Here is a 20,752-nt window from a genome sequence, read left to right as displayed (position 1 = left end):
GTCAAAAAGATGAGCCGTCCTGAACAGTTGCAATTCAGCAATAAATGGGAACAGGTGGACACATGGAGACCATATCATACAAGCTGGAGCATTTTGAGGGCCCTCTGGACCTGCTGCTCCATCTCATTGAAAAGAACAAGGTAAATATATATGATATCCCCATTGTGGATATTACGGCCCAGTACCTGGATTACGTGCGCCATATGGAGCGGGAGGACCTGAACGTGGTCAGCGAGTTCCTTGTCATGGCAGCCACGCTGTTAGACATCAAGGCGAAAATGCTGCTGCCCAAGGAAGTGGACGAGGAAGGGGAAGAGATCGACCCCAGGGCTGAACTGGTACAGCGGTTATTGGAATATAAGCGGTACAGGCTGATGGCGGACGAACTGGCCGACCGGGAGGATGGGGCTCAGAAGCATTTGTATAAGCCCTCCACCCTGCCGCCTGAGGTGGCAAAATATGAGCCGCCCGTGGATCTGGACCGACTGCTGGACGGTCTCACTTTGGCCAAGCTCCAGAGGATCTTTGAGCAGGTGATGAAGCGCAAGGAGGATAAGATCGACCCCATCAGAAGCAATTTCGGTACTATAAAAAGGGAGCCGGTCAGTCTGGAGCAGAAGATCGGTCAGCTTCTCACCTTTGCAAAAGGCAGGAGGCATTTCAGCTTCAGGCAGCTGCTGGAAGGGCAGGGGGACAAGCTGGAAGTGGTGGTCACCTTCCTGGCCGTATTGGAACTGATGAAGATCGGCAAGATCCAGCTGAAGCAGGAAGAAACCTTCGGGGATATGGAGATAGAGGCCCTGGATCAGGATGACGGGGACATGGATCTGGACCTGGAGGGAATGGACGATTTTTAATGATAAGTGGATGGGTGAATGATGAGCAAGAAGGATAAAGTGGAAGCATTGGAAGCAGCTGCAGGGAGCCTTAAGACCCGGGCCGGCAAGACGATCAGCACAGCGGGTACGGGAGCGGCCGCTGCCGGCAGGGATGGAGGCGCGCAGCCCCAGGAAGGGCCGGAACAGATGGAGTTTACCTTTCCGCCCACTGAGAATGAAAAAGAGCAGGAAGCCATTATTGAAGCCGTTCTTTTTACCATGGGAAATTCAGTGGAGCTGCGCCGGCTGGCAGTGGCCATCGGCCAGGATCAGGCAGTGGCAAAACGGGCGGTGGAGCGTCTGATGGAGCGGTACCGGAGATCCAAAGGCGGGATGGAGATCACCCAGCTGGAGGACAGCTACCAGATGTGCACCAAATCCGACTATTATGAAAACCTGATCCGGGTAGCCGCCACGCCCAAAAAGCAGGTACTGACCGAGGTAGTGCTGGAAACTCTTTCCATCATTGCCTATAAACAGCCGGTGACTAAGATGGAGATAGAAAAGATAAGGGGCGTAAAGTCGGATCATGCGGTGAACCGTCTGGTGGAGTATAATCTGGTGTATGAGGTGGGCCGCCTGGATGCCCCGGGCCGGCCGGCACTGTTTGCCACCACGGAGGAATTCTTAAGACGGTTTGGGGTCGGTTCAGTCCAGGACCTGCCTGACATAAACCCGGAACAGGAAGCGGAGATCAAGGCACAGGTGGAGGAAGAGCTGCAGCTTAAGCTGGAGGAGACAGGGCTGTCGGCCCTGGAGGAGGCGGCTGCCACAAAAGAAGAGTGAGGAAGTGAGATTCCCAAACATGGACTTGAGGAATATAATAAAATAAAAAGAAAAAGATGAGATCATGTTTGGAAGTCTGATTTTAGTATTTGCTCTCTGTACAGATACCTTTGTGGCAAGCCTGGCCTATGGTGCAAACCGGGTCCATGTCACATGGGGAAAGGTGGCGCTGCTCAATGGGATCTGCAGCGGCTGTCTGGGCCTGGCCCTGGGGATGGGGAGTCTGATAGATGCCTTTATGCCTGAGGATCTTACCAAGATCATCTGCTTTGTATGCCTGTTTGCCCTGGGATTTGTCAAGCTCCTGGATTACAGCATCAAAGCGTTTATCAACCGCAACTGCCATATCAGGAGAAACCTGAGTTTTAACCTTTCCGGGCTAAAGGTGATTGTGAGTATATACGGGGATCCTATGGCGGCGGATGTGGACGGATCCCTTTCACTTGGATGGAAGGAGACTGTTTTTCTTGCCCTGGCAATGTCCATCGACAGCCTGGTGGCGGGGACCATGGCCGCTTTTTTGAACCTCCCCACAGGCGCCACCCTGGGGTTGTCCTTTGTAGTGGGCGTCTGCATGATGTATGCCGGACTGTGGCTGGGCGGTAAAGTGGCGTCCAAATGGAAATGCGACTTGTCCTGGATCAGCGGGGTACTGCTTATGATCCTAGCCCTGATGAAGGTGCTTTAAAATAAAGGTAACAGTTCCGGACCGCGGGAAAATAGGATGTCCTGAACAGTTACAAATAAGGTAATATAAATTTAAGGCATGGCTTTGGTGGGAACCGGAGCCATGCCTTATTGGGTGGTGCGCCCGGCGGCGCACGTGTCTGTTCTAATGGGACTGATCCTTGGCTGACAGGCCCTCCATGTAAGCCTCGGCCCTCAGTTTGTCCGTCTGGTCCAGCTTATCGTACAGGTCCAGCACCCGTTTCTGCTGCGGGTTCAGGGTCATCTGCACACCGTCCGTGCTGTAAAACTGGGCAATGGTAATCCCCATCACATCGCAGATACGCCTGATGGTAGGAATGCTGGGAACCGTTGTGCGCCGGAACAGGTTGCCTATGTTGTTAGGGGATGTATCCATCTCAATGGCCAGGCGGTAATGACTCCATCCGCGTTCCTGGCAAAGTTCTTCAATGCGTTCCAGCTCAAAACTCATGTTCTCACCACCATTGTCTGAATTCTAGGAAATCTTTTGTATTATTGTATCCTAGCGGTGAAAAAAACATTAGGCTGAAAAACAATGTATAAATTATGCACTATATAGTGAATGTGGCCGCACAATTTAATAACAGTAACAAGGACCGGCATCAATCATCGAATCCCAGCATCTGATTTGGTTTGACGTTGAAGTAGTTGCAGAGTATCTTCAGTTCAATGTCAGTGACAAGCCTTTGGCCTTTTTCAATTCTTAAAATGGTAAGCTCACTGAAACTGTATCCAAGGACCTGCAGCTTTGCTGCCAGGGACCGCTGCGACAGGTGCCTTTCTTTGCGCAGTCTGCAAATCTGCTCGCCGATGAGATTCTTTCTCGGTTCAGAGTTATACGAGATTTTCATGAAGTTCCCTCTATTATGTCAGTATCGTATACTTCTAAAAATGAAGTATCCATCTCATTGTAAATGAATTTATATAAGTAGGGGATTCTAATACTGAAGCATGGAAAAATAAAGTAGAAAAATCCATGGGATTATGATAGACTGATAAGGACATTTTATTCATGAAATATAAAACAGGAGGCATCATGCAGAGAATCGCTAAATTTTATAAAGTAAGTTTTGAACAGTTCCAGGCTGACTGGGCTGATACATTTCCGGACACACCGGCGGAGCGGATCAGGGAGATCTATGAGGATATCAGGCTTCCCCGCCGCGCCACGTCAGGCTCTGCGGGATATGACTTCTTTACGCCGGTGGCAGTGAACTTAAAGCCGGGGGAGACGCTTAAGATCCCAACCGGCGTGCGTGCCCAGATGGAGGAGGGATGGGTGCTTCAGATCTTTCCGCGGAGCAGCCTGGGCTTTAAATTCCGCCTGCAGCTGAATAATACGGTGGGAATTATTGACAGCGATTATTTTTATTCGGACAACCAGGGGCATATGTTTGTCAAGATGACCAATGACACCAATGAGGGCAGGACCGTGGAACTTTCAGCCGGGACCGGATTTGCCCAGGGGATCTTTCTTCCCTTTGGGATCACTGTGGATGATGATTGCAAAGACTCACGCAACGGCGGGTTTGGAAGCACGGATGCGAGGTAGGTGAATATGGCAAATCGGGGAAGACGGGGAAATTACAGCGGACGCAGGCCCCAGGGAAACGGATATTACCAGGGGGCGGGAAAGCCGGGCAGCAATGCAAAGAGGAGGAAGCGCAGGAGGATAAGGGTGATGAAGGCGGTCATTGCCTGGGCGGTATGCGTCCTTCTCATTGGTCTGATCGCCGTGGGTACGTTCCGGGCGGTTTCCTCCGTGGCTTCTTCCAAGAAGCGGCAGATGCGCCAGGAGGGAACCCAGAAGATGGCTTCTGGGGATTACGCGGGAGCCATTGAGGACTTTGACGCGGCCCTGGAAAAGTCGGGCAAGAGATCCAAAGGATTTAACAGCGATGTCCTGATGTACAGGGCGGAGGCAGAGTATAAGCTCCGGGATTATGAGGCGTCCATCCACACCTATGACCTGCTTTTAGAGATGGAGCCATCCACAGCCTCCTATCTGTATGCACAGAGCATGTGCTATTCCCAGATGGGGGATACGGAAAATGCCGTTGCAAAATACCAGGCGGGAGCGGCTCTGGAAAAGGATGCAAAGGCATCGGCCGGAAAGATGGAAGCGCTGGTGGCGGCAGGCGGGGCATATGTGGATGCAAAAGAATACGAAAAGGCCATGGGCTTTTACCAGGATGCACTGAAGGAAGGGATGAAGCATGGGCAGATTTATAACCAGATGGGCCTTTGCCAGATGGCTGAGGAGGACTACCAGGGTGCTCTTGATTCATTTGAGCAGGGGTATGAAACGCTGGTGACCGGATATGAGCTGGGCACCGGGACATCCGCGGTCCAGGCAGCGGCAGCCCTGCCCGAGGATGCGTCCTCAGATATGGCTCTTTTAAAGGAACTGACGTATAACAGGGCCGTGGCCTACGAATACTTAAACCAATACCAGAAGGCCCTGGAGCTGTTTGAGGAGTACGTAACCGCCTTTGGCTCCAATGAAGATGCGGAACACGAGATCGCGTTCCTGAAAACAAGATAGGATGGCAGATTTGATCGATTTAAAGGAATTACAGGAAAAGGTAATACTGATAGCGGTGAGCACCGGGGAGGAGGACCACACAGAGGCATCCCTGGACGAGCTGGAGGAACTGGCAGCCACGGCAGGGGCCGTGACCATTGCCAGAGTGACGCAGAACCGGGAAAGGGTCCATCCGGGCACGTATCTTGGCAAGGGCAAGATCGATGAGGTAAGGGACCTGATCTGGGAACTTGGCGCCACGGGCGTGGTCTGTGATGATGAACTTTCACCCGCGCAGCTGAGGAACCTGGAGGATGCCCTGGACACCAAGGTGATGGACAGGACCATGGTCATCCTGGATATTTTTGCGGCCCGGGCCAACACAAGGGAGGGAAAGATCCAGGTGGAACTGGCCCAGTTAAAATACAGGGCCGTCCGCCTGGTTGGAATGCGCAACTCCCTGTCACGTCTGGGCGGCGGGATCGGGACCAGGGGACCGGGAGAGAAAAAGCTGGAAACAGACCGGCGTCTGATCCACCAGAGGATCGGGCAGCTGAAGGAAGAGTTGGAGGATGTAAAGCGGCACAGGGAAGTGACCAGGCAGCAGCGGGAGAAGAATTTCGCCCTCACAGCCGCCATTGTGGGCTATACCAACGCGGGAAAGTCCACTCTGTTAAACCGCCTTACAGGAGCGGGCATATTGGCGGAGGATAAGCTGTTTGCCACCCTGGATCCCACCACCAGAAGCTTTTATCTGGAGGACGGGCAGCAGATCCTTTTAACCGATACGGTGGGCTTTATACGCAAGCTTCCCCACCATCTGATCGAGGCGTTTAAGAGCACCCTGGAGGAAGCGCGCTACAGCGATATCATCCTTCATGTGGTGGACTGCGCCAATCCCCAGATGGACATGCAGATGCATGTGGTCAAGGAGACGCTTCGGGAGCTGGAGATCGTGGATAAAACGGTTGTGACCGTGTTTAACAAGACGGACCGGTTCAGGGAAATGGAATCGGAGGGACAGCCCCTGCAGCAGGTTCCAAGAGATTTTTCCTCAGACTACCAGGTGAGGATCTCGGCTAAAACCGGAGAAGGGCTGGATGAGCTGGAGAAAATATTTTTGACCATTATCAGAAGCAGGCGCGTCCTTCTGGAAAAGGTATATGCCTACTCCCAGGCCGGGCGCATCCAGACCATCCGCAAATACGGACAGCTGCTGGAAGAGGAATACAGAGATGACGGCATTGCTGTCAAAGCATATGTGCCCGCAGAACTTTTTGCGGAACTTTATTCCGACTGAGTTCCCGGATCGCATTTTTAAAACGCCCCCCATGGACGGCCCTGTGCCGCAAAGGCAGGCGGAATAAGGCTTTGCGGGGATTTGATAAAATAGTTATAAGTACAGGTAATAAGACACAATATCTAGTTTGATGCAAAAAGTTATGCATAGATATTGTGTTTTTCCTTGCGGTCTGCTATAATGAGTTCGTAGCTCGCTCCGGTTGGGGCGGGCCGTATATTTTCAGTTAATGCCTCCTGATTTGGCGTCAGGCACTGTGGAATGGGCTATTTGAGCCGGGAGGCAGTAGTGAGGGTTTGAAAGGAGTAAGTGGTATGATTCAGGTAACAAAGAGGGATGGGGAGATTGCGGAGTTCAGTCTGAACAAGATCACGGAAGCGATCAAAAAAGCATTCAAGGCAACAAAGAAGGATTACAATAATGAGATTCTGGAGCTGCTGTCATTAAGGGTAACTGCGGATTTTCAGAATAAGATGAAGGACGGCAGGATTTCCGTTGAGGAGATCCAGGACAGTGTGGAGCATGTCCTTGAGCAGACCGGGTATACAGATGTGGCCAAGGCCTACATTTTATATAGAAAACAGAGAGAAAAGATACGCAACATGAACAGCACCATCCTGGATTACAAGGACGTGGTCAACAGCTACGTAAAGGTGGAAGACTGGCGTGTAAAGGAGAACTCCACGGTTACATACTCAGTGGGCGGTCTTATTCTGAGCAACTCCGGCGCTGTCACCGCCAATTACTGGCTCAGTGAGATCTATGACCAGGAGATCGCCGATGCCCACCGCAATGCGGACATCCATCTTCACGATCTGTCCATGCTCACCGGATACTGTGCGGGCTGGTCCCTAAAACAGCTTCTGATGGAGGGACTGGGCGGGATCACAGGAAAGATCACCTCATCCCCTGCAAAGCATTTATCCGTGCTGTGCAACCAGATGGTCAACTTCCTGGGCATTATGCAGAATGAATGGGCGGGAGCCCAGGCATTTTCCTCCTTTGATACATACCTTGCTCCTTTTGTAAAAGTAGATAATTTAAGCTATCCGGAGGTAAAGAAGTGTATTGAATCCTTTATCTATGGCGTGAACACCCCCAGCCGCTGGGGCACCCAGGCTCCCTTTTCCAATATTACCCTGGACTGGACCGTACCCAATGATATGGCGGAGCTGAATGCCATTGTGGGCGGCAGGGAGATGGACTTTAAGTACAAGGACTGCAAGGCCGAGATGGATATGATCAACAAGGCCTTTATTGAGACCATGGTAGAGGGAGATGCCAACGGACGAGGATTCCAGTATCCCATACCCACCTACTCCATTACAAGGGATTTTGACTGGTCGGAGACAGAGAACAACAAACTTCTCTTTGAGATGACCTCCAAATATGGAACACCTTATTTTTCCAATTATATTAACAGCGATATGGAGCCAAGCGATGTGCGCAGCATGTGCTGCCGTCTTCGTCTGGACCTGCGTGAACTGCGCAAGAAGACCGGCGGATTCTTTGGGTCCGGCGAGAGCACCGGTTCCGTGGGCGTGGTCACCATCAATATGCCCAGGATCGCTTACCTGGCCAAGGACGAGGCTGATTTCTATGAGAAGCTGGATCATATGATGGATATATCCGCCCGCTCCCTGAAGACAAAGCGCCAGGTGATCACCAAGCTGCTGAACCAGGGACTTTACCCGTACACCAGAAGATATCTGGGGACCTTTGAGAACCACTTCTCCACCATTGGACTGATCGGCATGAACGAAGCCGGACTGAATGCCAAATGGGTGAGAAAGGATCTTACCAGCAGAGAATGCCAGAAGTTTACCCAGGATGTGCTGAACCATATGAGGGAGCGTCTGTCCGATTACCAGGAGATGTACGGAGACCTGTATAACCTGGAGGCCACACCGGCGGAGTCCACCTCCTACCGCCTGGCTAAGCACGACAGGGCGCGTTATCCGGAGATCATCACAGCCGGCGGGGAGGGTGAGACCCCTTACTACACCAACAGCTCCCATCTGCCAGTGAACTATACCGCGGATGTATTCGATGCCCTGGATATCCAGGATGAACTTCAGCCCCTGTACACATCCGGCACCGTATTCCATGCATTCCTGGGGGAGAAGCTGCCTGACTGGAAAGCCGCAGCGAACCTGGTGCGCACCATTGCCGAGAATTATAAGCTGCCTTACTATACCATGTCACCGACTTACTCTATCTGCAAGAGCCATGGATACCTGATCGGTGAACATTTCACCTGTCCGATCTGCGGCGGGAAGGCGGAAGTTTACAGCAGGATCACGGGGTACTACCGTCCGGTCCAGAACTGGAACGAGGGCAAGACACAGGAATACAAGGACCGCACCTCCTATGATATCGGCCGTTCCAAGTTAAAACACGGAGTGTCCAGGATCGTGGCGGAGAGCGCTGTAAAGCCGGCTCAGCCCGGTCAGGTGAAGTCCGAGAAGGCATCTGCTCCGGCTCAGCTGTATCTGTTTACAACCAAGACATGTCCAAACTGCAGGTCGGCCAAGGAATTTCTGAAGGGATGGGACTACCAGGTGGTGGATGCCGAGGAGCGCCCTGAACTGGCGGAGAAATTTGGAATCATGCAGGCTCCCACGCTGGTGATCGTCAGGGACGGTATCATCCAGAAGTTTGCCAATGCTTCCAATATCCGCAGGTTTGTGGAGCAGAAGGATACAGATACCGCGAAAGCGCAAGGGTAAAGAGAATGGATTTATTGTTTATGTTTATGGGGGCCCTGTGCCTGGCAGAGGGGATCGATCTGTTCACAGGGAATGATTTCCTCATGTTTGTGGGATCCACGAAGAAAGAAGATTATGATCTGGATAAGGTGTACGGGGCTGAGAAGTGGATCTTCCTCATCGATGCCGCCTGCAGCTTTGGAGTGGGCATGAACCGTCTGCCCAGGCAGGTGGAGATGGCTTTGCTGGTCCTGTTTGCAGCCACCCTGGTGGCCCATGTATATGTTTTCAAAAGTAAAAAATTCCGTAAGGAAAGTTGACAGCAAAAGAGGGCTGCTGCCCCTGAAGTTTGGGGCAGCGGCTTTTTGCAATATTCAGGATGCTGTTTTTTTGCCTGCTAATCTACCTTTGCTTTGTCCAGAGCCGTATTGATGGCGTTTAAAAGTGCGGTAGAGGTATAGCGGGATGCGCTTGGATATGTAAGGTTCTCTGTGGACTGGGTGCTTACAATCTGACTTGCCAGATCATCCAGGGTGGGCTGCATCAGGGGATACATGGTGGTGACAGCTTCACTTAAGGGAACCAGGTCAATGGAGTTAATGCGGTCGGCATCCACGGTTACTTCCACGTTCACATTTTCGCTGCCCAGAGTCAGTGCCGCGCTGTACACGCCGGGGACATAGCTGATGACATTGGCAGAGACAGCAGCGGCGTCCTTTTTGGGGCGGAACATGATGAAACAGAGAGTGATCAAAAGGATAGCAAGGCCTACGAAGATTGCAGTGTAGATGATCTCTTTCATCCGAAGCACCACAATTTTGGTTTTAGAGCTCATAGTCAGGACCTCTAAGATAGTTTGTTAAAGCTTATGATGGTACAGGGGGAAATATGAGAGGAGAGATAAAAAAGTGGCATTACAGTTCATATTAGGAGGGGCCGGATCCGGCAAAACAAGATATCTGTATGAGACAGCCATAAGGGAATCCATGGCCCACCCGGATATACAGTACCTGGTGGTGGTGCCGGAGCAGTTTACCATGCAGACCCAGAAGGAGATCATACGGCTTCACCCCAGGCACGGGGTTATGAATATCGACATCTTAAGCTTTAAGCGTCTGGCCTACAGGGTATTCGAGGACCTGGGGATCCATCTTCCCGTGGTCCTGGATGATATGGGCAAATCCATGGTCATCCGCAAGGTGGCAGGCATAAAGAGAAAAGAGCTTGGCATGTACGGCCACCATCTGGAACAGGCCGGATTTATCAATCAGCTGAAATCCCAGATATCCGAGCTTTACCAGTATGGGATCACTCCTCCCATGCTCAGACAGGTGATGAAGGAGGCTAACAGTCCCCTTCTGGAGCAGAAGCTGGAGGACCTGGAGGTGATCTACAGCGGGTTTAAGGAGTATATTGAAGAGCATTATATCACGGCCGAGGAGATACTGGATATCCTGTGCAGGGAACTTCCCCGCTGGAAGACGCTGCAAGACAGTGTCATACTGCTGGACGGATACACGGGCTTTACACCGGTGCAGTACAGGCTTGTGGAGCTTTTCCTCCTTTATGCCAGGGATGTGCTGTGTTCCGTGACCATTGACCCCAGGGCCAACGCTTATAAGGAGGGGAGCATTCAGCATCTGTTTTACATGGGAAAACATACCGTGTGCCGCCTGGCAGACATGGCGCTGCGTCATGATATAGAAAAAAAGCAGGACGTGGTCTGCGGCAAACGGCCCGGGGTGCGGTTTAAGGACAGCCCGGAGCTGGATTTCCTGGAACAGAACCTGTACCGGTACAATGGAAATTCCTGGAATGATCCGGTGGAGCGCATTGTGCTGTACAGGGGGCAGGGGCCTGCAGGGGAAGCAGCCTATGTGTGCAGCCGCATCCAGGAGATGGTCCAGGAAAAAGGCATGCGTTACCGGGACGCGGCTGTGATCACCGGTGATTTGTCCTCCTATGGAAGGGAGCTGGCTCACCAGTTTGATAATGCCGGTATCCCCTATTTTCTGGATGATAAAAAGAGCATCATGGAGAATCCGCTGGTAGAACTGATCCGGGCAGCCCTGGAAACGGTCAGGGACTTTTCCTATGAAAGTGTGTTCCGGTATCTGAAAACAGGGCTGATCTATTCCAGGAAGGGATGGGGTGACCGGGAATTAGATGACGTTCAGAAGTCTGACAATGACCAGGAGTTTGATGGTTCCCGTGACCAGGTAGAACAGATGACAGATCGGCTGGAAAATTATGTAAGAGCCCTGGGCATCCGGGGATGGAAACGCTGGGAATCCCAGTGGGAAAAGCAGTACAGGGGCAGTGAAAAGCTGAATCTAAAGGAGCTGAACGCATACCGCCGGTGGATCCTTGAACCCCTGCGTCCCCTGCGGGAGGCTTTCCAGGAGGAAGGCGCCACGGTTGCATCTGTGACAGCGGCCCTCAGGGAATTTCTGGAGCGCATGGAACTTAAGGAAAAGCTGGAGGATTACAAGGAGTTTTTCCTGGACAGGGGAATGCCCGGAGATGAGAATCTGGCCAGGGAATACGGCCAGGTATATGATATGGTCCTGGAACTGTTTGGACGACTGGAAGGACTTCTGGGCGCAGAGAAGGCGGATCGGAAAAATTATTCCCAGATATTGGATGCCGGCTTTGAGGAGATCAAAGTAGGCGTGATCCCGGCCACCATAGACCAGGTGATGGTGGGGGACATTACAAGAAGCCGCCTGGAGGCAGTGAAGGTACTGTTTTTTGTGGGGGTCAATGAGGGGATCGTACCGCAGAGAAAGAGCGGAGGAAGCCTTCTCTCAGACAGGGACAGGGAGGCGTTTAAGGCATTGGACATGGAACTGGCGCCCACGTCCAGGGAGGATGGATGCATCCAGAAGTTCTATCTCTACCTTATGATGGCCAAGCCGTCCCTGAGCCTTGTTCTCACCTTTGCAGGCATGTCTGCAGACGGCAAAAGCCAGAGGCCTTCCAGCCTGATCGGTGAAGTGGAAAAGCTGTTTCCAAAACTGGAGGCCCTGGATGAGAGCGCTGTGGAGTGGCCGGTGCGTACCGTGCAGGATGGCCGGGAACATCTGATCAGGGGACTGAGGAAGATGCGGGAAGACAAGGAGGGGGGCCAGGGGGAAAACCCGCAGGAACGGACCGGGGAGGAAGCCGCTTTTCTGGAACTGTACAGATATTTTTACTGCTCCAAAGAGCACAGGGAACAGGTAAAACAGCTGGTGGAAGCTGCCTTTTACTCCTATGAGGAGAGGGGGATAGGCAGGGCAGCGGCCAGGGCGCTTTACGGCCAGAGCCTTCAGGGCAGTGTTACCAGGCTGGAACAGTTTGCCTCCTGCGCCTATGCACATTTCCTTAAATACGGCCTGGAACTGATGGAACGCCAGGAGTATGAGCTGGAGGCCGTGGACATGGGAAACCTGTTCCATCAGTCCATTGACCGCTGCTTTGAGGTCATGAAGAACAGCGGACAGGACTGGAGGAATCTGACGGAGGAAGCCAGGAGGAGGCTGGTGCAGGAATGCGTGTCCCAGGTGACGGAGGAATACGGCAACACCATTATGCAGAACTCAGCCCGCAACGCCTATCTGGCCGGAAGGATCGAGCGGATCACGGACAGGACCATCTGGGCCCTGGCAGAGCAGGTAAAAAAAGGCGATTTTGAGCCGGTTGGCTTTGAGGTGTCCTTTTCCTCCATTGACAACCTGAAAGCAATGCGCATCGGATTGTCCGAGGATGAGGAACTGCAGCTTCGGGGGCGCATCGACCGGATGGACCTGTGTGAGGATGAGGAGCATGTGTATGTGAAGATTATTGACTACAAATCAGGCACCACTGCCTTTGACCTGGCAGCGCTGTACTATGGACTCCAGCTTCAGCTGGTGGTCTATATGGACGCGGCCATGGAGATGGAGGAGAGGAATCATCCGGGAAAGGAAGTGGTCCCTGCCGGGATCTTCTATTACCATATCAACGATCCCCTGGCTGACAAGCAGGAGGGAATGACGGCGGAGGAGATTGAAAAGCAGATTCTGCGTCAGCTGAGGATGAACGGTCTGGTGAACAGCCAGCTGGATATTATCAATCATTTAGACAGGGAGATCCGGAAAGAATCAGATGTGATACCGGTCGCCATCAAGGACGGGTATGTGCAGGAGAGCCGGTCATCCGTGGCCAGTACCAGGCGGTTTGAGGATTTAAGGCGGTTTGTGAACCGAAAGCTGAAGGAAGCAGGGCAGGATATCCTTAAGGGGAATGTGGAGCTTAAACCCAGTAAGCAGGCGGACAGGACTGCCTGCGATTACTGTCCTTACCATGCGGTGTGCGGCTTTGACACCAAGACGGCGGGATATGGATACAGGAGACTGAAGGGGTTAAAGCCCGAGGAGATCTGGGCGGAGATATCGCCGGACAGGAAAGAGGAACAGGATGGCAGTGAGATGGACTGAAAAGCAGCAAAAAGTGATTGAAAGCAGGAACCGCAATCTGCTGGTGTCTGCAGCGGCAGGAAGCGGAAAGACGGCGGTCCTTGTGGAGCGCATTATCCGGATGATCAGTGAGGGGGAGCACCCTCTGGATATTGACCAGTTGCTGGTAATGACCTTTACCAACGCAGCCGCGGCAGAGATGCGGGAGCGGATCGGAGCGGCCGTGGAGCAGAAGCTGAAGGAGCGGCCTGAGGACGAGCATTTGTGGCTTCAGGCAGCCCTGATCCCCCAGGCAATGATCACCACCATTGACAGCTTCTGCCTGAATATCATACGGAACCATTTTAACAGTCTGGATATAGATCCCGCTTTCCGTATCGGAGATGAGGGGGAGCTGGCCCTGTTAAAAAGCGATGTTCTGGGGGAAATGCTGGAAGCATGCTATGAGGAAGGCAGGGAGGAATTTGCCGGATTCGTGGAGCATTTTGGACGGGGTAAGTCGGACCGGGGAATCGAGGATGTGATCCTCCAGGCATGGCAGTTCTCCCAGAGCCATCCATGGCCGGGGGAATGGCTGCTCAACTGCAGGGCTGAACTGGAGGAGGGAAACCTGGAGGAAATGGAGCAGAGTCCCTGGATGCAGTTCCTGTTCCAGGACACGGCCCGGCAGATGGAGGAGCTTTCGGCACAGCTTAGGTCCGCCCTTTCAGTGTGCGGGGAAGAGAACGGACCACAGGCATACGAGCCCATGCTGCTCAGTGATGTGGGAAAGCTGGAGGCCATTGAACAGGCTGCGTCCCAGGGGAATTTTGAGGCCCTGTACCAGAGCCTTAAAAACATGAACTTTGACCGCCTGGCATCCATACGCAGCAAGGATATTGACGGGGAAAAGAAAGCGTTTGTCACTGCATGCAGGGACCGGGTGAAAAAGGCAGTGGGAAAATGCAGGGACCTGTACGGAGCCCAGAGCCCGGCGGAGGTGGTGGAGAGCATCCGGGGGACCAAGACAGTCATCGCGGAGCTTTTAAACCTTACGGGAATGTTCGATGAAGCGTACCGGGCAGCCAAACGGGAGCGGAATGTCCTGGACTTTAATGACCTGGAGCATTTGGCTCTGGAGGTGCTGCTGGAGAAGGCGCCGGAGGAGGCGCAGGAGCAGGAAAACAAGGAACGCCGCCCGTCCCCGGCAGCAGATGAGCTGAGCCGCCAGTTTGAGGAGATCCTGGTGGACGAGTACCAGGACAGCAACTATGTTCAGGAGGCCCTGATTACCAGCATATCCAGGGAGCGGTTCGGGCATCCCAATGTGTTTATGGTGGGGGATGTGAAGCAGAGCATTTACAGGTTCCGCCTTGCCAGGCCGGAATTGTTTATGGAAAAATATGGAAGCTATTCAGCGGAGGATGGTCCTTACCAGATGATCGAACTTCAGCAGAATTTCCGAAGCAGGGAATCCGTTCTCACCAGTGTCAATGATATATTTTACCAGATTATGACCAAGAATCTGGGCGGGATCACCTACACAAAGGATACGGCTCTTTATCCCGGAGCATCTTTCCAGGAAGTGGGCGGGGAGAATGTGGATGAAACCCTGAAGCGGAAAGAAGGCATTTCCCTGTCAGCCGGCACGCCCACGGAGCTGCTGATGGTGGATACGGGAGCGGAAGCCTTAAAGCAGCTGGACGAGGATGCCCTGGACTACACTGCCAGGGAACTGGAGGCCAGGATGATCGCAAAGCGCATCCGGGAGCTGGTAAGTGAGGAAAAGGGGCTCCTGGTCTGGGATAAAACAAAGGAGACATACCGCAGGGCACGGCTGGGGGATATGGTCATCCTTCTTCGCAGCATGACCGGCTGGTCCGAGGTGTTTGTAAATGTTCTGATGAACGAGGGCATACCTGCCAGCGCCCAGACCAGGACCGGATATTTTAACACGGTGGAAGTGGAGACCGTGTTGAGTCTGCTGTCCGTGATCGACAATCCTATGCAGGATATACCCCTGGCGGCCGTAATGCGCTCGTCCATTGTGGGAATGGATGATGAAGAGATGGCGTGGATGATGGCAGCCTACAAAAAGAACAGCAAAAAAGGGCAGGACCGGGGTGTTTATGGCGCCTGGACCTTGTGGATGGATGAGGAATGGGAACATCCCGGAACTGTACCTGAAACAGCCGCTGCCTCCATCAGGAAAAAGCTGGCTTATCTGCGGGAGCTTCTCGGTGAGCTGCGCAGTGAGGCCAGACATCTACCCATCCATGAGCTGCTGTACCGTGTGTACAGAAAAAGCGGATATTACGACTATGTATCCGCCATGCCTGCGGGAGAGACCAGAAGGGGAAACCTGGATATGCTGGTGGAAAAGGCAGCTGCCTATGAAGCCACCAGTTATAAGGGGCTGTTCCATTTTGTGCGCTATATTGAGAAGCTGAAAAAATATGATACGGACTTTGGCGAGGCCAGTGTGGCAGGTGAACAGGACCGTACGGTCCGCATTATGAGCATTCATAAGAGTAAGGGACTGGAGTTTCCTGTGGTGTTCCTGGCCGGCATGGGCAAGCGGTTTAATAAACAGGATGCTTACGGCAGGATACTGCTGGATGCGGATCTGGGAGTGGCGGCTGACCATCTGGACCTGGACCTTCGGGTGAAGGCGCCTACCCTCAAGAAACAGGCCCTGAAACGGCGTATGGAACTGGAGACCATGGGTGAGGAGCTGAGAGTCCTGTACGTGGCCATGACCAGGGCAAAGGAAAAGCTGATCATGACAGCTTCGGACAAGTCCCTTGAAAATAAATGCTCCAAATGGAAGGACTCCATGGCAGTGGGGGGACAGATTCCCTATACGGTGCTGGCCACAGCCGGTTCCTATCTGGACTGGGTCCTTATGGCCTGCCCTGCCGTGCCAAAGTCCCACTTGGAAGTGACCTGTGTCCAGGTTAGGGAACTGATCGGAGAGGAGGTCGGCCGCCAGGTTATGAGGCGGATGACCAAGGAGGATCTGCTGGGCGTGGATAGCGCCAGGATATACGACAAAGAGGCGGGGGAAAAACTGGAACAGGCAGTGAACTACAGATATCCCCATATGGATGATACCGGGCTGTATGCCATGATTTCCGTGTCCGAACTTAAAAAGCAGAGCCAGATCGGACGGGCCCCGGAGGCAATCGGCACATCCGGCACGGACACGGAGGGCGCTGTGCTGGAAGCGCTGGCAGAGCCGGAAAGGGAGACGTCCGGTTCATCCGGCAGGGGAGCACTCAGGGGAACCGCTTATCACGCCGCCCTGGAACACATTTCCTTTATCCATATCCAAAGCCTGGAGGAGACGGAGCAGGCCCTGGAGGCGCTGGTGGAAAAGGGATACCTGGATCAGGAGTCCAGGGAACTGATCAACGGGCGGGATATATGGGCCTTTCTCAAAAGCCCGCTGGGAAAACGTATGGCAAAAGCACAGGAAGAGGGAAGAATCCACAAGGAGCAGCAGTTTATCATCGGTATCCCGGCCAGGGAAATGGACCGGGGGGATTCAGATGAACTGGTGCTGATCCAGGGGATCATCGATGCCTACCTGGATGAACCGGACGGACTGGTGCTGATCGATTATAAGACGGACCGGGTTCCGGGAAATGACAGGGAGCAGGGGGCGGCTATGCTGGCTGAGCGCTACCGGGTCCAGCTGGATTACTATGAGCGGGCTTTGACCCAGCTGACCGGGAAACGGGTGAAGGAGCGTATGATCTACTCCCTGGCTCTTCAGCGCAGTATCAAAGTATAGACAGAAAGAAGGTTATGATATGAATCAAAGGAAACCGATCAAAACAGTGTCGCTTATTGGGCTGGGGGCCATCGGATGCTTTTTTGCATCCCACCTACAGGGAATCTTAGGGGACAGACTCAGGATTATTGCCGGGGGAAGCAGAAAGGACAGGCTGGAGCGGGATGGCGTAACTGTAAACGGCGTCAATTACCGTTTCCATCTGGTGTCCCCGGAGGAGGACTGCAATGGTGATTATCCGGATCTGGCCATTATCATCACAAAATTTACGGGCCTTAACCAGGCAATCCAGGATATAAAGAACCAGATTGGGCCAAAGACCCTTATTATGGCCCCCCTCAACGGGGTGGAGGCCGAGGATATGGTGGCCGCTGTTTACGGATGGGATAACCTGCTTTATTCCCTTGCAAAGGTGAGCGTGGTCATGAAGGATGGGCAGGCTGTCTTTGATCCCAAAGTTGCCAGAATCGAATTCGGAGAGAGGAAAAATGAGACCATTTCCCCAAGGGTCCAGTCAGTGAAGGATCTGCTGGAAGCCGCGGGCATCTGCGCCATTGTCCCAAAGGATATGGAACGGGCCATCTGGTATAAATACATGTGCAATGTCAGCGAGAACCAGAGTGCAGCCGTGTTGGGAATCCCTTTTGGGGCCTGGAGTGTGAGCGCGGACGCTAACTTTATCCGGGAGGCCCTGATGCGGGAGGTGGTGGCCGTGGCCGGCAAAAAGGGAGTCAGGCTGACGGAGGAGGACATGGAAAAACAGGCAGAGCGCCTTGCCGTGGTACCTCCTAAGAATAAGCCGTCCACCCTTCAGGACATTGAAGCAGGGCGCAGGACAGAGGTGGAAATGTTTGGCGGCGCCATGATACGCATGGGACGGGAGCTGGGAGTCCCCACCCCTTATAATGAACTGTTTTATCATGCCATCAAGGTGCTGGAGCAAAAGAATGAGGGGCTCTTTTAAGGGAGGAAAGATGTACATGGACCAGAATCCATTGACTGCGGTCATAAAAGACCAGACATGGCGGGCGCTGTGGGAAGTGAAAAATGTGATCGACTGTGTGCCGGATGAACTGTGGGACAAAACATACTGTGCCATGCCGTGCTGGAAGCATATCTATCACATGCTCCATTCTCTGGACCTATGGCTCATCAACCCCCGCGACCGGATGTACCAGGAACCAGAGATACATGAGAAGGATCTGAACAACCTGGATGTGATATCAGAGAAGCGGATCTCAAGGGCAGAGATGGATGGATATGTTGGGGATATCGACAAAAAGATAAGGAACTATATTCTGGATCTGAAAGATGCACAGCTATTGGATCATCCGCCGGATTGTGAGTATGACAGGTTTACGCTGTTGCTGGCACAGTTCAGACATCTGCACAGCCATATGGGTATGATCATGGGATTTATCATTGACGATACGGGATTGTGGCCCAGGGTGCTGGGATTGGAGCATCCCATCCCGGAGGGGGAGTACAGTCAATATGTATCCTAAAAACGGACCGGTGCCTGACGCGTGATCAGGCACCGGTCCGTCCTCCATGGTCTTAGATCGCCACAGGGATCTTGGACTCAAAGGTGTGATACTGGTAATCCTCCAGACGGAAGCTGGAGGTGGTAAACTGGTAAAAATCAGTGATGGAAGTATCCATTGCCAGAGTGGGGCCGGGATAGGGCTCTCTTTTTAACAGTTCCTCCACCATGGGAATATGCCGGTCATAGATATGGGCATCCGCGATCACATGGACCAGCTCTCCGGCCTTAAGGCCGCTTACCTGGGCAAACATGTGGAGCAGCACGGCGTACTGGCACACATTCCAGCTGTTGGCCGTAAGCATGTCCTGGGAACGTTGGTTCAGTATTCCGTTCAGCGTGTGGCCGGACACATTAAATGTCATGCTGTAGGCACATGGGTAGAGGTTCATCTCGTGCAGGTCGTGGTGGTTGTAGATATTGGACATGATCCGCCTGCTTAAGGGGTTGTGCTTTAAGTCATAAAGGATGCGGTCCACCTGGTCGAAGTCCCCCTCCTTATAGCGATGCTTCACTCCCAGCTGGTATCCGTATGCCTTGCCGATGGAACCGTTCTCATCAGCCCAGGAATCCCATATATGGCTGTTCAGGTCGTGGATGTTGTTGGATTTCTTCTGCCATATCCAGAGCAGCTCGTCCACTGCTGATTTAAAAGCCGTACGCCTTAAGGTGATCACGGGAAATTCACCTGACAGATCGTAACGGTTAACAATTCCAAAACGCTTGATGGTATGGGCAGGAGCGCCGTCCTCCCACACGGGGCGGACCTGGTAGTCCGTATCCCATACACCATGGTCTAAAATATCCCTGCAATTCTGTATAAATATCTGGTCTGCATAACTCATGTACATTACTCCTTATGTCAAATATGAACCTATTATAGCAGAGGTTATACGGATTAGAAAGAGAAAATCTTTCTTTCTGCAAGGTTTCATGCTATAATTCTTTTGTTTGGACCAATGACGGTAAATACTGCAACCAAAGACAGGAGGTCTTACATGAACTTGATCGTGGCAGTGGATGAAGCATGGGGAATCGGCAGGGACGGAGGACTTTTGACCCATCTGCCGGGAGATATGAAATATTTTCGGGAAACCACCCGGGGAAAGATCGTGGTGATGGGAAGAAAAACCCTGGAAAGCTTTCCTGACGCAAAACCTCTTAAGAACCGGGTCAACATTGTGCTGACCCAGAACCGGGATTACTGCCCTGAGGGAGTGACTGTATGTCATGATGTAAATGAAACCCTTGAGACATTAAAGCAGTATCCGGAGGAGGATATATTCATCATAGGAGGAGGAATGATCTACGGGGAATTTCTTCCATACTGTAAAAAGGCATATGTCACCTGTATCCACGGTATTTTCCAGGCAGATACAAAGTTTGTGGATCTGGACCGGGAAAAGGACTGGGAGTGGGAGCGTGTGGGTGAAATGCAGGAGTATAACGGCCTGGCCTATGAATTCAGGATCTATACAAGGAGGCAGCAGGAATGAATCTGATCGTAGCAGCTGACAGGCACTGGGCCATTGGAAAAGACGGACGGGTCCTGGTGACCATTCCGGCGGACCAGCAGACGCTGATGAGGGAGACCGCAGGCAAGGTGGTGGTTATGGGGCGCAAGACCTTGGAAAGCCTGCCCGGAGGACAGCCCCTGGGAAACAGAAAGAATCTGGTGCTGACCCGGGATGAGGATTATAAGATCAAAGGTGCCCATGTGTGCCATTCCTTGGAGGAAGCCATGGAATGGCTCCAGGCTTTTGACACCAATGATATCTATATCATAGGCGGACAGAGCATCTATGAACAGTTTCTGCCCTACGCAGACACCGTACATGTAACCCGCATTGACTACACCTATGACGCGGACACATTTTTCAAAAATCTGGAAAATGATGGGGATTGGAGAATGACGGATGAGGGGGATGAACAGACATATTTTGACCTTTGTTACACCTTTCAGAAGTTCCAACGGATAAAATAACAAAAAAATTGTATATTACGACTAAAATCTAAAAAATATTTAGGAATTTTAGAAAAAGCAGTTGTAACATGATGCAGAAAATGATAATATAAAGCTTGTGCAGCTGT

18 protein-coding genes are annotated in these 20,752 nt (G+C 52.5%); 14 read left to right on the top strand and 4 right to left on the bottom strand.

Going from position 1 to position 20,752, the window contains the following annotated elements; genetic code table 11:
* Positions 1 to 62 precede the first annotated feature (62 nt).
* The 3 genes from ABID13_RS17510 to ABID13_RS17500 all read left to right on the top strand — a co-directional run bounded on the left by ABID13_RS17510 (position 63) and on the right by ABID13_RS17500 (position 2,352).
* On the top strand, positions 63 to 857 hold the full coding sequence (locus ABID13_RS17510; RefSeq protein WP_007868994.1) for a segregation and condensation protein A: 795 nt from the start codon (positions 63 to 65) through the stop codon (positions 855 to 857).
* 21 nt (positions 858 to 878) lie between these two features.
* Entirely contained in the window at positions 879 to 1,664 is a 786-nt protein-coding gene (gene scpB, locus ABID13_RS17505; protein WP_048930968.1) for an SMC-Scp complex subunit ScpB, read from the top strand.
* Between the two features lie 64 nt (positions 1,665 to 1,728).
* Positions 1,729 to 2,352 carry a manganese efflux pump MntP gene (locus tag ABID13_RS17500; protein ID WP_007868987.1) on the top strand — a complete coding sequence of 208 codons (624 nt, stop codon included), beginning with the start codon at positions 1,729 to 1,731 and terminating at the stop codon, positions 2,350 to 2,352.
* Between the two features lie 144 nt (positions 2,353 to 2,496).
* Here ABID13_RS17500 and ABID13_RS17495 read toward each other — a convergent pair whose 3' ends face one another.
* Entirely contained in the window at positions 2,497 to 2,823 is a 327-nt protein-coding gene (locus ABID13_RS17495) for a helix-turn-helix domain-containing protein (RefSeq protein ID WP_007868984.1), read from the bottom strand.
* A gap of 151 nt (positions 2,824 to 2,974) precedes the next feature.
* Positions 2,975 to 3,223 (bottom strand): helix-turn-helix transcriptional regulator, encoded by a 249-nt coding sequence (locus ABID13_RS17490; protein WP_007868982.1) that lies wholly within the window; start codon positions 3,221 to 3,223, stop codon positions 2,975 to 2,977.
* Between the two features lie 185 nt (positions 3,224 to 3,408).
* On the opposite strand from ABID13_RS17490, the gene ABID13_RS17485 reads away from it, so the two are divergent.
* The 5 genes from ABID13_RS17485 (at position 3,409) to ABID13_RS17465 (ending at position 9,224) form a co-directional block, all read left to right on the top strand.
* Positions 3,409 to 3,924: a dCTP deaminase/dUTPase family protein gene (locus ABID13_RS17485; protein WP_007868968.1), complete on the top strand. Its 516-nt coding sequence runs from the start codon at positions 3,409 to 3,411 to the stop codon at positions 3,922 to 3,924.
* A gap of 6 nt (positions 3,925 to 3,930) precedes the next feature.
* Positions 3,931 to 4,917 (top strand): tetratricopeptide repeat protein, encoded by a 987-nt coding sequence (locus ABID13_RS17480; protein ID WP_007868964.1) that lies wholly within the window; start codon positions 3,931 to 3,933, stop codon positions 4,915 to 4,917.
* Position 4,918: 1 nt separating this feature from the next.
* Positions 4,919 to 6,196 (top strand): GTPase HflX, encoded by a 1,278-nt coding sequence (gene hflX, locus ABID13_RS17475; RefSeq protein ID WP_048930967.1) that lies wholly within the window; start codon positions 4,919 to 4,921, stop codon positions 6,194 to 6,196.
* 314 nt (positions 6,197 to 6,510) lie between these two features.
* Positions 6,511 to 8,925, top strand: coding sequence for a ribonucleoside triphosphate reductase (locus tag ABID13_RS17470; protein ID WP_045091473.1), 2,415 nt, complete (start codon positions 6,511 to 6,513; stop codon positions 8,923 to 8,925).
* A gap of 5 nt (positions 8,926 to 8,930) precedes the next feature.
* The gene (locus ABID13_RS17465; protein WP_040417322.1) at positions 8,931 to 9,224 is read left to right on the top strand and encodes a hypothetical protein; all 294 of its coding nucleotides are present in this window, start codon (positions 8,931 to 8,933) and stop codon (positions 9,222 to 9,224) included.
* A 77-nt stretch (positions 9,225 to 9,301) separates the two neighbouring features.
* Here ABID13_RS17465 and ABID13_RS17460 read toward each other — a convergent pair whose 3' ends face one another.
* Positions 9,302 to 9,739, bottom strand: a complete 438-nt coding sequence (locus ABID13_RS17460; RefSeq protein ID WP_007868952.1) for an FMN-binding protein — start codon at positions 9,737 to 9,739, stop codon at positions 9,302 to 9,304.
* 73 nt (positions 9,740 to 9,812) lie between these two features.
* Here ABID13_RS17460 and addB point away from each other — a divergent pair, with 73 nt between their 5' ends.
* The 4 genes from addB to ABID13_RS17440 are packed head-to-tail and all read left to right on the top strand — an operon-like array spanning position 9,813 to position 18,623.
* Entirely contained in the window at positions 9,813 to 13,364 is a 3,552-nt protein-coding gene (gene addB / locus ABID13_RS17455; protein WP_048930966.1) for a helicase-exonuclease AddAB subunit AddB, read from the top strand.
* Positions 13,345 to 17,118, top strand: coding sequence for a helicase-exonuclease AddAB subunit AddA (gene addA / locus ABID13_RS17450; protein ID WP_048930965.1), 3,774 nt, complete (start codon positions 13,345 to 13,347; stop codon positions 17,116 to 17,118). Before addB ends, addA begins: the two co-directional genes overlap by 20 nt.
* Before the next feature lie 19 nt (positions 17,119 to 17,137).
* Positions 17,138 to 18,082, top strand: coding sequence for a ketopantoate reductase family protein (locus ABID13_RS17445; RefSeq protein ID WP_007868946.1), 945 nt, complete (start codon positions 17,138 to 17,140; stop codon positions 18,080 to 18,082).
* A 16-nt stretch (positions 18,083 to 18,098) separates the two neighbouring features.
* Positions 18,099 to 18,623: a hypothetical protein gene (locus tag ABID13_RS17440; RefSeq protein WP_007868944.1), complete on the top strand. Its 525-nt coding sequence runs from the start codon at positions 18,099 to 18,101 to the stop codon at positions 18,621 to 18,623.
* A gap of 52 nt (positions 18,624 to 18,675) precedes the next feature.
* Here ABID13_RS17440 and thyA read toward each other — a convergent pair whose 3' ends face one another.
* Positions 18,676 to 19,506, bottom strand: a complete 831-nt coding sequence (gene thyA / locus ABID13_RS17435; RefSeq protein WP_045091477.1) for a thymidylate synthase — start codon at positions 19,504 to 19,506, stop codon at positions 18,676 to 18,678.
* A 153-nt stretch (positions 19,507 to 19,659) separates the two neighbouring features.
* Between thyA and ABID13_RS17430 the strand changes: the two genes are divergently transcribed.
* Both ABID13_RS17430 and ABID13_RS17425 read left to right on the top strand, forming a co-directional pair.
* Positions 19,660 to 20,157 (top strand): dihydrofolate reductase, encoded by a 498-nt coding sequence (locus ABID13_RS17430; RefSeq protein ID WP_007868932.1) that lies wholly within the window; start codon positions 19,660 to 19,662, stop codon positions 20,155 to 20,157.
* A complete protein-coding gene (locus ABID13_RS17425) occupies positions 20,154 to 20,645 on the top strand; it encodes a dihydrofolate reductase (RefSeq protein ID WP_007868929.1) in 492 nt (163 codons plus the stop codon). The genes ABID13_RS17430 and ABID13_RS17425 overlap by 4 nt, the downstream gene beginning before the upstream one ends.
* The last annotated feature ends 107 nt before the right edge of the window (positions 20,646 to 20,752 follow it).

Source organism: Enterocloster citroniae, assembly GCF_040545455.1.
GTDB classification, from domain to species: Bacteria; Bacillota; Clostridia; order Lachnospirales; family Lachnospiraceae; genus Enterocloster; species Enterocloster citroniae.
Note: the sequence above shows the minus strand (reverse complement) of the source record. Positions and strands in the feature narration are given on the sequence as shown.

Coding starts and splice junctions, on each gene's coding strand:
- ABID13_RS17495 (WP_007868984.1), bottom strand. CDS start 2,823: ATGAGTTTTGAGCTGGAACGCATTGAAGAACTTTGCCAGGAACGCGGA.
- ABID13_RS17445 (WP_007868946.1), top strand. CDS start 17,138: ATGAATCAAAGGAAACCGATCAAAACAGTGTCGCTTATTGGGCTGGGG.
- ABID13_RS17480 (WP_007868964.1), top strand. CDS start 3,931: ATGGCAAATCGGGGAAGACGGGGAAATTACAGCGGACGCAGGCCCCAG.
- ABID13_RS17430 (WP_007868932.1), top strand. CDS start 19,660: ATGAACTTGATCGTGGCAGTGGATGAAGCATGGGGAATCGGCAGGGAC.
- thyA (WP_045091477.1), bottom strand. CDS start 19,506: ATGAGTTATGCAGACCAGATATTTATACAGAATTGCAGGGATATTTTA.
- ABID13_RS17485 (WP_007868968.1), top strand. CDS start 3,409: ATGCAGAGAATCGCTAAATTTTATAAAGTAAGTTTTGAACAGTTCCAG.
- ABID13_RS17470 (WP_045091473.1), top strand. CDS start 6,511: ATGATTCAGGTAACAAAGAGGGATGGGGAGATTGCGGAGTTCAGTCTG.
- addA (WP_048930965.1), top strand. CDS start 13,345: ATGGCAGTGAGATGGACTGAAAAGCAGCAAAAAGTGATTGAAAGCAGG.
- hflX (WP_048930967.1), top strand. CDS start 4,919: ATGGCAGATTTGATCGATTTAAAGGAATTACAGGAAAAGGTAATACTG.
- ABID13_RS17500 (WP_007868987.1), top strand. CDS start 1,729: ATGTTTGGAAGTCTGATTTTAGTATTTGCTCTCTGTACAGATACCTTT.
- scpB (WP_048930968.1), top strand. CDS start 879: ATGAGCAAGAAGGATAAAGTGGAAGCATTGGAAGCAGCTGCAGGGAGC.
- ABID13_RS17490 (WP_007868982.1), bottom strand. CDS start 3,223: ATGAAAATCTCGTATAACTCTGAACCGAGAAAGAATCTCATCGGCGAG.
- ABID13_RS17425 (WP_007868929.1), top strand. CDS start 20,154: ATGAATCTGATCGTAGCAGCTGACAGGCACTGGGCCATTGGAAAAGAC.
- ABID13_RS17510 (WP_007868994.1), top strand. CDS start 63: ATGGAGACCATATCATACAAGCTGGAGCATTTTGAGGGCCCTCTGGAC.
- ABID13_RS17465 (WP_040417322.1), top strand. CDS start 8,931: ATGGATTTATTGTTTATGTTTATGGGGGCCCTGTGCCTGGCAGAGGGG.
- ABID13_RS17460 (WP_007868952.1), bottom strand. CDS start 9,739: ATGAGCTCTAAAACCAAAATTGTGGTGCTTCGGATGAAAGAGATCATC.
- ABID13_RS17440 (WP_007868944.1), top strand. CDS start 18,099: ATGGACCAGAATCCATTGACTGCGGTCATAAAAGACCAGACATGGCGG.